The sequence below is a fragment of the Burkholderia sp. L-4 genome (assembly GCF_056856535.1).
The window spans coordinates 1,252,267-1,267,170 of sequence record NZ_JBXEOX010000001.1 but is presented as its reverse complement, the minus strand read 5'-3'; the positions used below and the strand labels follow the sequence as shown (position 1 = coordinate 1,267,170).

The 14,904-nt window shown below is 66.4% G+C and carries 13 protein-coding genes; 1 reads left to right on the top strand and 12 read right to left on the bottom strand.

What is annotated here, in order from left to right:
- Positions 1-6 precede the first annotated feature (6 nt).
- From astA to hpnI, 12 genes are all read right to left on the bottom strand, one after another.
- Positions 7-1,053 (bottom strand): arginine N-succinyltransferase, encoded by a 1,047-nt coding sequence (gene astA / locus AC1VVG_RS06020; RefSeq protein WP_175027835.1) that lies wholly within the window; start codon positions 1,051-1,053, stop codon positions 7-9.
- A complete protein-coding gene (gene aruF, locus AC1VVG_RS06015) occupies positions 1,050-2,102 on the bottom strand; it encodes an arginine/ornithine succinyltransferase subunit alpha (RefSeq protein WP_482835348.1) in 1,053 nt (350 codons plus the stop codon). Before aruF ends, astA begins: the two co-directional genes overlap by 4 nt.
- 31 nt (positions 2,103-2,133) lie before the next feature.
- Complete coding sequence (locus tag AC1VVG_RS06010; RefSeq protein ID WP_034186549.1) at positions 2,134-3,366, bottom strand: aspartate aminotransferase family protein; 1,233 nt, start codon at positions 3,364-3,366, stop codon at positions 2,134-2,136.
- 1,010 nt (positions 3,367-4,376) lie between these two features.
- Positions 4,377-5,417, bottom strand: a complete 1,041-nt coding sequence (locus AC1VVG_RS06005) for a GlxA family transcriptional regulator (RefSeq protein WP_034186548.1) — start codon at positions 5,415-5,417, stop codon at positions 4,377-4,379.
- Between the two features lie 22 nt (positions 5,418-5,439).
- Entirely contained in the window at positions 5,440-6,234 is a 795-nt protein-coding gene (locus tag AC1VVG_RS06000) for an ABC transporter ATP-binding protein (protein ID WP_034186547.1), read from the bottom strand.
- 20 nt (positions 6,235-6,254) lie between these two features.
- Complete coding sequence (locus AC1VVG_RS05995) at positions 6,255-6,968, bottom strand: ABC transporter permease (protein WP_034186546.1); 714 nt, start codon at positions 6,966-6,968, stop codon at positions 6,255-6,257.
- The gene (locus AC1VVG_RS05990) at positions 6,965-7,654 is read right to left on the bottom strand and encodes an ABC transporter permease (RefSeq protein WP_006488734.1); all 690 of its coding nucleotides are present in this window, start codon (positions 7,652-7,654) and stop codon (positions 6,965-6,967) included. Before AC1VVG_RS05990 ends, AC1VVG_RS05995 begins: the two co-directional genes overlap by 4 nt.
- A 269-nt stretch (positions 7,655-7,923) precedes the next feature.
- The gene (locus tag AC1VVG_RS05985; protein WP_034186545.1) at positions 7,924-8,481 is read right to left on the bottom strand and encodes a lipoprotein; all 558 of its coding nucleotides are present in this window, start codon (positions 8,479-8,481) and stop codon (positions 7,924-7,926) included.
- A gap of 87 nt (positions 8,482-8,568) precedes the next feature.
- Positions 8,569-9,615: a lysylphosphatidylglycerol synthase domain-containing protein gene (locus tag AC1VVG_RS05980; RefSeq protein ID WP_049031205.1), complete on the bottom strand. Its 1,047-nt coding sequence runs from the start codon at positions 9,613-9,615 to the stop codon at positions 8,569-8,571.
- Positions 9,612-10,496, bottom strand: coding sequence for a hopanoid biosynthesis-associated protein HpnK (gene hpnK / locus AC1VVG_RS05975; protein ID WP_482835347.1), 885 nt, complete (start codon positions 10,494-10,496; stop codon positions 9,612-9,614). The genes AC1VVG_RS05980 and hpnK overlap by 4 nt, the downstream gene beginning before the upstream one ends.
- Before the next feature lie 3 nt (positions 10,497-10,499).
- Positions 10,500-11,942 carry a hopanoid biosynthesis associated radical SAM protein HpnJ gene (gene hpnJ, locus AC1VVG_RS05970; RefSeq protein ID WP_376699828.1) on the bottom strand — a complete coding sequence of 481 codons (1,443 nt, stop codon included), beginning with the start codon at positions 11,940-11,942 and terminating at the stop codon, positions 10,500-10,502.
- Positions 11,943-12,076: 134 nt separating this feature from the next.
- Positions 12,077-13,252, bottom strand: a complete 1,176-nt coding sequence (gene hpnI, locus AC1VVG_RS05965; protein ID WP_034186541.1) for a bacteriohopanetetrol glucosamine biosynthesis glycosyltransferase HpnI — start codon at positions 13,250-13,252, stop codon at positions 12,077-12,079.
- Between the two features lie 638 nt (positions 13,253-13,890).
- On the opposite strand from hpnI, the gene AC1VVG_RS05960 reads away from it, so the two are divergent.
- Positions 13,891-14,889 (top strand): LLM class flavin-dependent oxidoreductase, encoded by a 999-nt coding sequence (locus tag AC1VVG_RS05960; RefSeq protein WP_034186540.1) that lies wholly within the window; start codon positions 13,891-13,893, stop codon positions 14,887-14,889.
- The last annotated feature ends 15 nt before the right edge of the window (positions 14,890-14,904 follow it).

Genomic DNA, 14,904 nt, shown 5'->3' with positions numbered 1-14,904 from the left:
ATTCGTTTATCCCTGTTTGACTTTGAGCGGCAGCACGCGGACCGGATCGCCGGCCTTCACGTCGAGCGCGGCGGCATCGTCGGCCGACAGCACGAACGAGCCGTTCGCCACGACGCCCGGCGCGACGCCGACGCGGAAATCGCCGAGCGACGTATTCGACACCAGCGACCTCGGCGGATGGCCGCCCTGCGCGTCTTCGCGCGTGTCGGGCACGCCGATCGCGACCGGCACGACGACGCTCTCGCGCACCGTGCGCAGGTCGTTGATGTGGCATTCGAGCACGGGGCCCGCGTCGAAGATGTCGACGTGATTCTGGTAACGCAGCCCTTCCGCTTCGAGCATCTTGCGGGCCGGCAGCGTGTCGCGGTGCGTGAGGCCGACCGCGTCCTGCGCGTCCTGCGGCAGCAGGTCGACATACACCGGGTAGCGCGGCATCAGTTCCGCGAGGAACGACTTGCGGCCGTGCGAGCTGAGGTAATCGGCTGCATTGAAATCGATCTGGTAGAAGTGCGAACCGACTGCGCGCCAGAACGGCGACGTGCCGTCCTCGTCGAAGTGGCCGCGCAGTTCCGCGCAGAGGCGTTCCGGGAAGCGCTCGCGGAACTGCGCGATGAACATGAAGCGCGAGCGCGACAGCAGGCCGCCGACGCCGCCGGTGCGATAGCGCGGGCTCAGGAACAGCGAGCACACTTCCGCGTAGCCCGTCAGGTCGTGCGAGATGTTCAGCGCGGACATCCGCGTCCACACGCCGAGTTCCTGGCTCGCGTGCACGACGGTGCTCACGCGATAGTTGTAGAACGGCTGCTCGAGGCCGACCTGCGTTTCGATCCCGCACACGCCCGCGATGTCGCCCGTCTTCGATTCTTCCATCACGAAGAAGTAGCCGGCCTCGCCCGGCGCGGCCTGCCCGTCCAGCGTGCGGCGCGCGCGCGCGATACGCGCGGCGAGCGCGTCGCGGTCGGGCTTGAACGTGGTCAGGCCCGGCCCGGTTTCCTTCGCGAGCGACACGAGCGCGTCGACGTCGCCCGTTTGTACGACCCGAACGACGATCATGCTGCGTCTCCCTTCAAATCTTCATCGTCGCGGCGGTGCAGCGGCACGCAGCGCACGACATCGCCATCCTTCACATCGAGCGCCGCGCGCACGTCGCCGGCCAGCGGTGCCTCGGCCGTGTCGCCCGGCAGGTCGGCCAGCACGCAGCGGAACGATTCGCCGCTGCCCGTCGACACCAGGTACGCGACATCGCCCTGCTTGTGCGCGGCCTCGCGCACGACGCGCTCCGAGCCGTGCTTCACGCACGCGGTGCGGTCGACCTGCGCGGTCAGCACCGGGCCTGCGTCGAAGATGTCGACGAAGCGGTCGGGCTCGAAGCCTTCCTCGAGATGGATGTCGTATGCGAGCAAGGCCGTTTCGTTCGGCTCGCCGAGCACGCGCTGCGCGGCTTCCGGCAGCAGCGGCACGTAGAGCGGATAGGCCGGCATCACTTCCGCGATGAACGTGCGGCTGCGGCCGCCCGACGCGATGTCGACGTCGGTGAAGTCGCGGCCGAAGAACTTGCGCCCCACCGCTTCCCAGAACGGCGATGCGCCGTTGCCGTCGCTCACGCCGAGCAGCAGCGTGAACACTTCCGGCGTGAAGCGCCGGCGGTTCGCGGCGATGTACATCATCCGCGCGCGCGAGATCAGGTGCGCGGCCGCATCGCCGCGCAGCGACGGATCGACGTAGAAGCCCGCGAGCCGGCTCTTGCCGGTCAGCTCGTGCGACATCGTGAGCGCGTGGATCTTGCGGTTCACGTGCAGCTCGCGCGACGCGTGGATCAGTGCGTCGTTGCGGAACGCGTAGAACGGTTCCGAGTAGCCGGCCGCGGCCACGATGCTCGCCGTGCCGAGCAGCTTGCCGGTCGACGATTCCTCGAGCACGAAGAGGTAGAACTCCTCGCCGGCGAAATCGACGTCCGCGCGAAACGAATCCTCGGAGAGCGCCACGCGCGCTTCGAGCGCCGCGCGGTCGTGCGGCAGCGAGTGCAGGACCGGCTGCGCGGTGCGCGCCATGTGCGCGAGCGCATCGAGATCCGTGAGTTTGCCGGGGCGAACAAATAGCATCGTCGTTCCTGTCTGCGATGGGGGGCGCCGATCAGCGCGCGGTGGCTTCCTGTGCGGCGAGCACCTGTTCGACCGCCTTCTCGAAGCGCTTCACGCCTTCGTCGAGCAGGTCGAACGGGATCACCAGCGACGGGACGAAGCGCAGCACGTTCGGGCCGGCGATCAGCATGATCAGGCCGTTCTCGGCGGCGGCGGTGACGAAGTCCTTCGCGCGGCCGTCGAACGCGGCGGTGAGTTCGGCGCCGACCAGCAGGCCCTTGCCGCGCACGTCCTTGAAGATGCCGAAGCGTGCGTTGATGCGTTCGAGCGCGCCCTTCAGGCGCACGCTGCGTTCGCGCACGCCTTCGAGCAGTGCCGGATCGCCGATCAGCTCGACGACCTTGTCGGCGATCGCCGAGGCGAGCGGGTTGCCGCCGTACGTCGTGCCGTGCACGCCGACCTTGAAGTGCGCGGCCAGTTCGTTCGTCGTCAGCATCGCGCCGATCGGGAAGCCGTTGCCGAGCGCCTTCGCGGTCGTCAGGATGTCCGGCGTGACGCCCGTGTCCATGTACGCGTAGAACTGGCCCGTGCGGCCGACGCCCGTTTGCACTTCGTCGAAAATCAGCAGCGCGCCGTGCGCGTCGCACGCTTCGCGCAGCGCCTTCAGGAAGGCCGGATCGGCCGGGATCACGCCGCCTTCGCCTTGCACGGGCTCGACGATCACGGCGCAGGTTTGCGGGCCGATCGCGGCCTTCGCGGCTTCGATGTCGTTGTACGGCAGGTGCGTGATGCCGGCCGGCACGGGGCCGAAGCCTTCCGAGTACTTCGGCTGGCCGCCGACGCTGACCGTGAAGAACGTGCGGCCGTGGAACGACTGCACGAACGAGATGATTTCCGCTTTATCGGCGCCGTGGCGGTCGAACGCGACGCGGCGTGCGAGCTTCAATGCGGCTTCATTTGCTTCCGCGCCCGAGTTCGCGAAGAACGCGCGGTCGGCGAAGGTCAGCGATTCGAGACGCTTCGCGAGGCGCAGCACCGGCTCGTTCGTGTAGCCGTTGCCGATGTGCCAGAGCTTGCGGCTTTGTTCGTCCAGGACCTTCAGCAGTTCCGGGTGGCCGTGGCCCAGCGACGTGACCGCGATGCCGCACGCGAAATCGATGTATTCACGGCCAGCCGTGTCCCACACGCGGGAGCCCTCTGCGCGATCCGGCACGAACGGGGCGGGGGAAAATACCGGCACCATCACTTCGTCGAATGTCTGGCGGGTCACGGTCGAGGTCGTCATGGTCGTTCCTTTCGGTTTCGTAAGAGGGTTCAACAGGATCAAGTTTAGGTAAGGGTGACGCAAGCGTCTTGCGGATTTGCGACGGGTTCTATCGGAAGCGGATAGTGTGCTTTTATTTTGCCTTCTGGGGGTGGGGGGTGGTTTTTTGGGGGGGTTTTGGGCGGTTCGCTCGCGTTTTGACGTGAATTGCCTGTGATCGTAACGGTCTATTAGCGTCGCCCCTGCGCGGGGCGGCGGTTACTTTTCTTTGTCTTGCCAAAGAAAAGTAACCAAAAGAAAGGCGCTGTGAAAACGCAAGACTTCCCGGTGCCATAGCCTGCAAAGTGGCCCTCGCCTAAGTGTCCGCGCCAGCAAGGAACCCGGAGTGGTTCGAGCAATGGTTCTGACATCACTCATCCCCCAGCGGAGCGGTATACCGCCCGCTAGCTCCGCCCTCGCTTCGCTCGGCCGACAGGTACACCCCCTCCAGCGTCGCCATCGATCAGCAATCGCCCTCACTCGTCTGGGCAAGACGTCATTTTCGGTGAACACCTGATTCGCTGCCCCGGCCAGGAAAAATGGGGTACAGCAATACACCGCGAGCAATGATCGATTTGCAGGCGGCGTAATTGCACGATCGATGTGAATCGTCGGAGATGCCTGGCAGGCAACGGCTCCTGGATAAGCAAACGTGCGCACCGCACGACTAGAAGCACCTTGCAGCCGAGCGAAGCGAGGATGGAGCTGGCGGGCGGTATACCGCTCCGCTGCGGGATGAGTGGAGTCAGAACCATTGCTCGAACCACTCCGGGTTCCTTGCTGGCGCGGACACTTAGGCGAGGGCCACTTTGCAGGCTATGGCACCGGGAAGTCTTGCGTTTTCACAGCGCCTTTCTTTTGGTTACTTTTCTTTGGCAAGACAAAGAAAAGTAACCGCCGCCCCGCGCAGGGGCGACGCTAATAGACCGTTACGATCACAGGCAATTCACATCAAAACGCAAGCGAACCGCCCCCAAAAAAACCCAAAAAAATCAATCCCTCCCCCGCTCCACGAGCGCCCCCGCCCGCGGCTCACTCCCCCCACCTGTCTGCTTCTCGAGCCACGCGCGCCGATCCTCCCGAGGCGTGACCCCGAACCTTTCGCGATACGCATTAGAAAAGTGCGCAGCAGAAGAAAACCCACAAGCGAGACTAACCTGCACGACCGACTTGCTGGTCCGCTGCAACTGCGTCCTGGCCTTGAGCAATCGGAGATTGAGGTAATACTTGGAGGGCATCGCCCCGAGATACTGTCGAAAGAGCCGCTCCAACTGTCGGCGCGACACGCCGACCAGCTCGGCGATCTCGTCGGTCGTCAGCGGATCCTCGACATTGGCCTCCATCAGCAGCAACGCGTCATTCAACCGAGGATGCCGCTCACCGGGCGCGGTGACGAAGGGAATCCGCTGCCGCTCCTCGCCGCTGCGCAAGGTCCCGGCGCCGAGCGCATCGGCAATCCGCTCGCCCAGCTCGGGCCCGTGTTCCCGGCCAATCATGGCCAGCATGAAATCGACGGTCGCCTGCCCGCCGGCACAGGTCGCCCGATCGCGATCGATCTCGAAAATCTGCTGCGTGACGATCGACCGCTCGAACTGCTCGGCGAACTGCTGATACGTCTCCCAGTTCACGCTCACGCGATACCCGGAAAGCTGCCCGGCCATCGCGAGCCACCACACGCCGTGGTGAATGCCGGTCACGACCGGCGTCCGCTGCCCGACCCGCGCGAGACTCGCGAGAAACAGCCGGTAATCGGCAAACTGCTGAAACCGCTCGGTCACGACGATCAGCCAGTCGCATGCGATCGCATCGTTGAACGCCGCATCGGCATGCCACTGCGCCCCGCCCGCGAGCGGCACGGGCCGCCCGTCCCACGAACACACCTGCCAGCGGTACAGCAGCCGCCCGTCGATCTCGTTCGCCAGATTCAACGCATCGACGATCGGACCCACGCCCGACATCGACACGGGCGGCAATGCAACGATCACCACCTGCGTCGTGCGGGTGGCGCCTGCGGGACGAGACACCGGTACCACGGCTGAAACCTGCCCCGTCGCGTTACTTGAGGCTGCCCGACAGGAACTGCTTGAGCCGCTCGCTCTGCGGGCGCACCAGCACCTCCTTCGGATCGCCCTCTTCCTCGGTCCGCCCCTGATGCAGAAACATCACATGATTCGACACGTTGCGCGCGAAACCCATCTCGTGCGTGACGACGATCATCGTGCGGCCTTCCTCGGCCAGCTTCTGCATCACCTTCAGCACTTCGCCCACCAGCTCCGGGTCGAGCGCCGACGTCGGCTCGTCGAACAGCATCACGTCCGGATGCATCGCGAGCGCACGCGCGATCGCGACGCGCTGCTGCTGGCCGCCGGACAGATGCGACGGATACTGCTTCTCGACGCGCGGCGGCAGGCCGACCTTCTCCAGGTACTCGCGCGCACGATCCTCGGCTTCCTTCTTGGAAATGCCGAGCACGTGCACGGGTGCCTCCATCACGTTCTCGAGCACGTTCATGTGCGCCCACAGGTTGAAGTGCTGGAACACCATCGCGAGCTTCGTGCGGATACGCTGCAGCTGCTTGTGATCGGCAACTTCGAGCGCGCCGGCGCGGTCGGCCTTCGTGCGGACGGCCTCGCCGTCGACGACGATCTGCCCCGCATTCGGCCGCTCGAGGAAGTTGATGCAGCGCAGGAACGTGCTCTTGCCCGAGCCGCTCGCGCCGATGATGCTGATGACGTCACCGGCCTTCGCGTTCAGCGACACGCCCTTGAGCACTTCGTTGTCGCCGTAGCGCTTGTGGATGTCGAGCGCCGCAAGCTTGGTGGCACCGTGCGTTTGAGTGATCTCGGCCAACTGGCTCTCCTCGAAGTGAATCAATGACGGGCGGCCGCGAGATACGCGAGCCAGTGGCGCTCCGCCCGGCGAAACGCCGCGACGAGTGCGAACGATACCGCAAGATAGATCAGCGCGGCGATTCCGAACGACTGGAACGCCATGTAGGTCGCGGAATTCGCGTCACGCGCGACCTTCAGGATGTCCGGCACGGTCGCCGTGAACGCCACGGTCGTCGCGTGCAGCATCAGGATCACCTCGTTGCTGTACAGCGGCAGCGCACGGCGCAGCGCCGACGGCAGGATCACGCGGCGATACATCGTGAACGGCGACATCCCGTACGCGCGCGCCGCCTCGACCTCGCCGTGCGGAATCGCACGGATCGCGCCGGCGAAGATCTCGGTCGTGTACGCGCAGGTATTCAGCGCGAACGCGAGAATCGCGCAATTGAAGCCGCTGCGGAAGAACGCGTCGAGCAGCGAGTGCGACCGCACGAACTCGAGGCTGTACATGCCCGTGTACATCAGCAGCAGCTGCACGTAGAGCGGCGTGCCGCGAAACACGTACGTGTAGAACCGCACGGGCATCGACACCCACTTCTTCTTCGACACGCGCGCGACCGCGAGCGGCACCGCGCACACGAAGCCGAGCGAGATCGACGCAACGAGCAGCCACAACGTCACCGCGAGGCCGGAGAGGCGCTGGCCGTCCCAGAAAAGGAACGCCTTGCCGAATTCCTGCAGGATCTCGATCATAGTTCTGCGTGCCGCACGCCCATGGAATATCGCTTCTCGAGCTGGATCAGCACGAGGTTGGAAACGGTCGTGATCGCGAGATAGATCAGCGCCGCGACGAGGATGAAGAAGAACATGTTGAACGTGCTCTTGCCGGCGTCCTGCGCGGCCTTCACGACGTCCGCGAGGCCGATGATCGACACCAGCGCGGTCGCCTTCACGAGCACCTGCCAGTTGTTGCCGATGCCCGGCAGCGCGAAGCGCATCATCTGCGGAAACATGATCCGCGCGAACACGCGCGCGCCGCTCATCCCGTAAGCCGCGCCGGCCTCGAGCTGGCCGCGCGGCACCGACAGGAACGCACCGCGGAAGGTCTCGGTGAAATACGCGCCGTAGATGAAGCCGAGCGTCAGCACGCCGGCCACGAACGGGTCGATGTCGATCTGGTTCCAGCCGACGAGGTCGGTGAACTGGTTCAGCCAGATCTGGATGCTGTAGAACAACAGCAGCATCAGCACAAGATCGGGCACCGAGCGGATCAGCGTCGTATAACCGGTCGCGATCGCTCGCAGCACCCGGTTGTGCGACAGCTTCGCCACCGCGCCGATCAGCCCCAGTGCCACCGCAGTGGCAAGCGACAGCACCGACAGCTCGATGGTCTGCACGGTGCCGGCCCAGAGAACAGGACCAAAGCCGTAAAGGAACACGCGCGTCTCCAGAGTAGGAATGGATGCCGACGCGTCGCCTGTCCCGCGCCGGGCTGACGCGGATAGTCGCAAGCGAAATTGATTGTCTCAAATCACCTGGCGCGCGATTGCTGCATCGCAGCAACCCGCCCCATCATTTGCGACCGATGTCTACTTCGCTGTTTCAAAAGGAAAAAAGCCGCTTCCTGACAGTCGGATGACACGCAGGGAAGCGGACTTTTTGCAATTTTCCGGTCGCTTTTTCGATATAGCGCCGCAGACGGCCGCGCTTACCGTCCCTTCAGGATGTCGGAGCGCGAAGTCGTATAGACCAGCCCGTCCGGGCCGAAATGGACGTTGAAGAACGCGTCGGTGTTGACGCCGTCCTCGAGCCAGCGCCAGCTCCAGACCGTCTCGGGCTTCAGCGGATACTGCGCGATGTCGCCGGGCTTGCCGAGCAGGCGCCGTACCTCGTCCTCGTTCATCCCCGGGCGCACCTTCGCGAAATTCTCGGCGGTCAGCACTTGCGTGGCGCCCGCGTAGCGCCCGTTCGCATCGAGATCGACGAACCAGGTCTGGTTGCCCATCGGGCCGCGCGGATATTCGTAGCGCTTCGAGCCGTCGGTGAACTCGCGCACGATCTCGGGCTTGCCCATCGTGCCGCGCACGTCGGCCTCGGTCGATTCACCGACCTTCAGCCCCTTGAGCAGCAGCGGCGCGGGCTTGATCGCGTTGAAGAAGTCCCTGATACGTTGCACGTCGAGGTCGCCTTGCTTGTCGTCGCAGCCGGTCAGCGCCAGCGCGGCGGCCAGCATCGTCACGGGAAGCAGCCGGAATCGGAAAATCATCGGAAGAAATGCGCGTCGAGAAAACACGCGGCAAGGATACCCGTGCGACGCCAAAAGCGCGAGACGGGCGCGCGGCCCGTCTCCTGTTCAATGCGTCGTTTCGGTTTCCGTCTCGGCTTCGGTCACGCGGCCCGCCTGCGCCGCGCGCGGCGCGGCCGGCGGCGCACCGATACGGCGGCGCGTACGCACGAGCTCGGCAAGCTGCCACGAGCCGAGCGCCAGGCAGCCGAACAGCACCTCGCGGCCGCGCTTGACCACCGCGAGCGACAGCGCCGTCTCGCGGTCGACGCCGAACATCTGCGCGAGCAGCACGACGGTCGCCTCCTGCACGCCGAGCCCGCCCGGCACCATGAACGCCGCATGCCGCACGGCCTGCGTCATCGCCTCGATCGCGATCGCGCCGCCGATCGACACCGGATGGCCGAGCAGCGCGAGCGCCCAGTAGATCTCGAGCGCGCCGAGCACGTAGCCGGCCAGTTGCCAGAAGAATGCGCTGAACAGCAGGCCCGTGCGCGACATCAGCGCGTCGATGTCGGCGTCGAGCCGGCGCCCGTCGACGCCCTGCAGCAGCCGGTGCGAATCGCCGAGCAAGCGGCCCGCGAAGCGCTCGATCGCGTGGAAGACGCCGCCGCGCCGCATCAGCACGACGCCGAGCACCGGCAACGGCAGCGTCAGCAGCAACGCGAGACCGATCGTGCCGCCGCCCATGTTGTCCGTCGTCGCGAGCAGCAGCACGAGGCCGAGCGCCGCGAAGGCATACTGGACGACGATCGTCACGAGCACTTCGACGATCACCGAAGCGGTGACACGGCTCGCATCGGGCACCTGCCAGCGCGCGAGCCGGATGCCGACGATCTCGCCGCCGATCCCGACCACCGGCAGCAGCCGGTTCACGGCCTCGCGCACGGTCGCGATCCACCACAGGAACGGCAGCGAACTGCGCCGGTCGAGCAGCAGGTGCCACGCGTACGCATCGAGCAGCAGCGGCAGCCCATGGAACGGCACGAGCCACAGCAGCGCATAGCCGGCGCGCGCGAGCATCTGCGACACGTCGCCGACGCCTTCGTGCAGCCCCAGCGCGAGCAGGATGCCGATGCCGATCGGCCAGCCGAGCCACTTGATCCACTTGCTCATGACGGCTGCGCTCCCGGTGCGCGCGCCGCCTGCGCGCCGCGACGTGCCGCGGGCTGGCCGAAGACGTCGGCAAAGCCGCCGGTCGCGACGCCCGCCGCCTTCAGCGCGGCCGCCACGCGCGGCGACAGCAGCGCGTCGAGTTCGTCGACCGGACGGTAGCCGGCCATCGTCGGCGTGATCGGGCCGTCGCCGGCCTCGGCCGGATGGCAGTAGATCTCGCCGACGCCCGGCGGCAGCGTCGCGAGCGCGTCGAGCAGCACGGCCTCGTCCATCGCGCCCGTCTGCGCGATCCCGACCACGTAGTCGTTGTGCGCGAGCCCGGCGCGGTCGAGCCGCGCGCGCACGAGCGCGATCCACGGCTTGAGCAGCGCGGGCGCGCTCGTCTCGTACGGCAACCGCACCGCGCGCAACCCGTAGTCGCGGCCGATCTCGATGATCATCGACAGCACGGTCGGATGCAGGTGGAAATGCTTGTGCGCGTTCACGTGATCGAGCGGCAGGCCGCTCGCCGCGAACGCGTCGAACTGCGCCCGGATCTCGCGGCGCAGTTGCGCGCGAACGTGCGGCAGGAAGAAAAAGCGACAGCCGTCCTTCGCCATCGCGTCGCCGAACCGCCCGTCGGGCCCGACGAGCGCGGGAATGTCATGCGCGGGCAGCGTGGCCGGCCCGTCCGCGAGCACCAGGTGGAGGCCGACCGCGAGCGACGGCAGCCGCCGCGCGCGGTCGATCGCATCCCGCACCGCGGGCGCACCGACCATCAGGCTCGCGGCATTCAGCACGCCGTCGCGATGCGCGCGCTCGACCGCCGCGTTGACGCGCGGGTGCAGCCCGAAATCGTCCGCGGTGAAGATCAGCGCCCGCGCCGCCCGCTGCGTCGCCACGGACTACGCCTCGTGCGCGCGCAGGAAGCGGAAGAACTCGACGCCTTCGCGCAGGCGGCGCTTCATCATGTCCCAGCTCGTCAGCATCTCGCGCACGATCTCCCAGATCTTCGACGGGCGGAAATAGAACTCGCGGTAGAACTGCTCGAGGTGGTGATAGATCTCGTCGCGCGACAGGTGCGCGTAGCCGATCGCCGCGAGCTGCACGCCTTCCTTGCTCACCAGGTTGATCGTCTTGTTCTCTTCCATCCAGCCGTTTTCGACGGCCTGCTTGTAGAGCGTCGTGCCCGGATACGGCGCGGCGAGCGAGACCTGGATCGTGTGCGGATTGATTTCCTTCGCGTACTCGATCGTCTTCTTGATGGTTTCCTGCGTCTCGCCCGGCAGGCCGAGGATGAAGGTGCCGTGGATCTTGATGCCGAGCTTCTTGCAGTCCGCGCTGAAGCGGCGCGCGAAATCGGTGCGCACGCCCTTCTTGATGTTCACGAGGATCTGGTCGTCGCCGGATTCGAAGCCGACCAGCAGCAGGCGCAGGCCGTTTTCCTTCATGACCTTCAGCGTCTTGTACGGCACGTTGGCCTTCGCGTTGCACGACCACGTGATGCCGAGCTTGCCCAGGCCGACGGCGATGGCTTCGGCGCGCGGCAGGTCGTCGGTGAAGGTGTCGTCGTCGAACATCAGTTCCTTCACTTCCGGCATGTTGTCGCGGATCCACTTCGCTTCCGCGAGCACGTTCTCGACCGAGCGCGTGCGGTAGCGATGGCCGCTGACCGTCTGCGGCCACAGGCAGAACGTGCAGCGCGACTTGCAGCCGCGGCCCGTGTAGATCGACACGTACGGATAGTTCAGGTAGCCGATGAAGTAGTTGTCGATCTTCAGGTCGCGCTTGTAGACGGGCGCGACGAACGGCAGCTCGTCCATGTTCTCGAGGATCGGACGCGCTTCGTTGTGCTCGATCGAGCCGTCCTTCGCGCGCCAGCTCAGGCCCTTGATCTCGGGGAACGGCTTGCCTTCGGCGAGCTCCTTGCACGTGTAGTCGAATTCCTCGCGGCACACGAAGTCGATTGCGTCGCTCGCCGTGAGCGAGTTGTGCGGATCGACCATCACCTTCGCGCCCACCATGCCGACCAGCATCGACGGCTTCATCTTCTTGAGATCCTGCGCGAACATCGCGTCGGTCGGGAACGACGGCGTGCTCGTGTGAATGATCACGAGGTCGTAGTCGTTGGCGATCTTCAGCGTTTCCTCGACCGACAGGCCGTCGGCCGGCGCATCGACGACACGGCTGCCCGGCACGAGCGCGGCCGGCTGCGCGAGCCAGGTCGGATACCAGAAGGAACGGATTTCGCGCTTCGCCTGATAGCGCGAGCCGGCTCCGCCGTCGAAGCCGTCATACGAAGGGGCCTGCAAGAACAGCGTTTTCATGAATGCTCCGGTAGCCTGCATAGTTCGTTTCGTTGCAACGATTCAGTCAAAAAACCGCGGGCCGCCGTGCCGGCGCCCGCCTCTCTGTCATGTCGCGCCGCGCGGCGTCGCCGTGCAGCGCGTCTCGGCCCTCGGGCCGGGTTCGATCGACGGTCCTAATGGCCGTCCACTGCTTCCACCGCCGCCGTCGCGCGTTCGCCGCCGACGACCGTCATCCTTGCGCCGCGCCACACGACGTGCGTGCCGAACACGGCCGCGAGCCATTCGAGCGCGAGCAGCGTGTCGCGCACCGCGACGAGCGGCAGGTCGCGCCAGAACGCGCGCCAGCCCTCTTCGCCGCGCGCGTGCAGCACGAGCCGCCCGAATGCGCCGACCACGGCTGCGCCGCCCGCCAGCGTGCCGGCGAAGGTGCCGTCGAGGCGCAGCGCGAGCGCCGCGCCGATCGCGAGCCACGGCACCGTAAACGTAATGAACAGGAACGCGAAGCCGGCCGGGTTCAGCGAACGGATCGTGCGCAGCCAGCGCGTTTCGCGGTGCCACAGCGGCCCGAACGACGGCTCGATCACGTCGGTCGCGACCTCGACCTCCGACAGTACTGTGCGCCGCCCGAGGCGCCTCGGCAATTCGGCCAGCCAGAAATCGTCGGCCAGCTCGTCCTTCAGCGCGAACAAGCCACCGATCCGGTCGAGCGTGTCGCGCGTCAGCGCGAGCGTCGCGCCGAAGCCGAAGCGGCTCGAGCGGCCGAGGTGCGTGATCCGCACCGACGGCGCGAACCACGCGTCGACGAACTGTGCGCCGATCCGCGTCCAGAAGCCGCCGACGCTGCGCGCATGATACAGGCACGTGACGACCCCGACCGACACGTCGGCGAGCGGCGCCGTCACGCGCTCCAGATAGTCGGGCTGTACCGCGATGTCGCTGTCGGCGATCACGATGCGGTCGTATTTCGCGCGCGCGGCGAGATTGATCAGGTTGCTGACCTTCAGGTTCTTGCCGTGCACGCGCGCGTCGACCACCAGCGTGATGTCGCACTCGGGATAGTCGGCGCGCAGCCGCTCGACGACGGCAATCGCCGGATCGGCCGGCGACGCGACCCCGAACAGCACCTCATGACGCGGGTGGCGCTGCTCGCAGAACGTCGCGAGGTTTTCGTACAGGTGCGGCTCCGCGCCGCACAGCGGCTTGAGCACGCTAACCGGCTCGAAACCGTCGCGCGCGGCGGTGCGCGGCGTGCGCGGCCGCGGCGCGAAGGCCGCGACGAGCGCATAGCCGGCCGCGGCCAGCGTGAAGGCGATCAGGAGCCAGTCGAGCAGTGTTGCGGTTGGCGTCATGCGCAACGCCTCCCGGCAGCCTGAACGCCATGGAGAACGCTTGAGCGCGATTGAGCGTGATGCGGTATTCCGGCGACGACGAACGCGGGCACGACCCGACTCCTTGTTCCAGCAGCGTCTGTAATGGGGGAGGCGCGCCCCGTTGTTCGGGTGCGGCCATGCCCGGTTTCGCGTGGCATCTCTCCGCGCAATGCCCGGAAGGGGATGCGGGAAGACTCGAATGGCTACCATCGGCACAACATGGGCAGGCGCCGGATTTTAGCAGTCCGCAGCCCCCCGCGCGTGGCACGACGAGAAACGGACTAGTGCAATTCCGGCAAAGCTGAGCGGACGACGAACCTTATCGGTACAGCCACGTTCACGTTAGCGTAAGCACTTTGCAGGCGTATTGCAGTCTTGAAAATCAGACGTTTCGTGCAAATTTGTACGTCGATGCGGATTCACCGCCAATCGCCGTAAAGATTGGTAATTAATCGGCGATTAGGTTGATTTCTGCAACGATCAAGAACGACGCCCCTGCACCCCTGTAAGGCGCATGGGTATCGGCGCGCCGCCAGCACGTTCCGGAACCCTTTGGCAAAATCCTTGGCATTTGTTGCATAAGCGCATCACCGCGCCCCTCATTCGAAGGCCACCCGATGACACCGTTTTCCGTACTCGATCTCGCCCCCATTCCGGCCGGCACCGACGCCTCGCAGGCGTTCCGCAACACCGTCGATCTCGCGCAGCATGCGGAGCGCTGGGGCTACCAGCGCTACTGGCTGGCCGAGCATCACAACATGCCGGGCATCGCGAGCGCGGCCACCGCGGTCGTGATCGGCCACGTCGCGGGCGCCACGCGAACGATCCGGGTCGGCTCGGGCGGCATCATGCTGCCGAATCACGCGCCGCTCGTGATCGCCGAGCAGTTCGGCACGCTCGCCTCGCTGTATCCGGGGCGCATCGACCTCGGCCTCGGCCGCGCGCCCGGCACCGACCAGACCACGTCGCGCGCGCTGCGCCGCGACCTGATCGGCAGCGCCGACTCGTTTCCGGACGACGTCGCCGAGCTGCAGCGCTACTTCGCGGAGCCGGTGCCCGGCCAGCGCGTGCGCGCGGTGCCCGGCGCGGGGCTCGACGTGCCGGTATGGCTGCTCGGTTCGAGTCTGTTCAGTGCACAGCTCGCCGCGATGCTCGGGCTGCCGTTCGCATTCGCGTCGCACTTCGCGCCGGACTACCTGATGCGTGCGCTCGAGATCTATCGCGCGCAGTACCGGCCGTCGGCCGCGTGGCCGAAGCCGCACGCGATGGTCGGCGTCAACGTGTTCGCGGCGGAGACCGACGACGAGGCACGGCGCCTGTTCACGTCGCTGCAGCAGCAGTTCATCAACCTGCGGCGCGGCACGCCGGGCAAGCTGCCGCCGCCCGTCGACGTGCTCGAGGCAAACGAGCTCGAGCTCGCGACCGTCGCGCATTCGCTGTCGTTCGCGGCGGTCGGCTCGCGCGACACGGTGCGCGACAAGCTGCGCGATCGTATCGCGCAAACCGGCGCCGACGAGCTGATCGTCACCGCGCAGATCTACGATCACGCCGCGCGGCTGCGCTCGTTCGAACTGACCGCGCAGATTCGCGACGAGCTCGCGAACGAGGCGCGCTGACGGCGCCCCTGCCCC

Coding starts and splice junctions, on each gene's coding strand:
- aruF (WP_482835348.1), bottom strand. CDS start 2,102: ATGCTATTTGTTCGCCCCGGCAAACTCACGGATCTCGATGCGCTCGCG.
- AC1VVG_RS06010 (WP_034186549.1), bottom strand. CDS start 3,366: ATGACGACCTCGACCGTGACCCGCCAGACATTCGACGAAGTGATGGTG.
- AC1VVG_RS05960 (WP_034186540.1), top strand. CDS start 13,891: ATGACACCGTTTTCCGTACTCGATCTCGCCCCCATTCCGGCCGGCACC.
- hpnJ (WP_376699828.1), bottom strand. CDS start 11,942: ATGCAGGCTACCGGAGCATTCATGAAAACGCTGTTCTTGCAGGCCCCT.
- astA (WP_175027835.1), bottom strand. CDS start 1,053: ATGATCGTCGTTCGGGTCGTACAAACGGGCGACGTCGACGCGCTCGTG.
- AC1VVG_RS05985 (WP_034186545.1), bottom strand. CDS start 8,481: ATGATTTTCCGATTCCGGCTGCTTCCCGTGACGATGCTGGCCGCCGCG.
- AC1VVG_RS05995 (WP_034186546.1), bottom strand. CDS start 6,968: ATGATCGAGATCCTGCAGGAATTCGGCAAGGCGTTCCTTTTCTGGGAC.
- AC1VVG_RS05980 (WP_049031205.1), bottom strand. CDS start 9,615: ATGAGCAAGTGGATCAAGTGGCTCGGCTGGCCGATCGGCATCGGCATC.
- hpnI (WP_034186541.1), bottom strand. CDS start 13,252: ATGACGCCAACCGCAACACTGCTCGACTGGCTCCTGATCGCCTTCACG.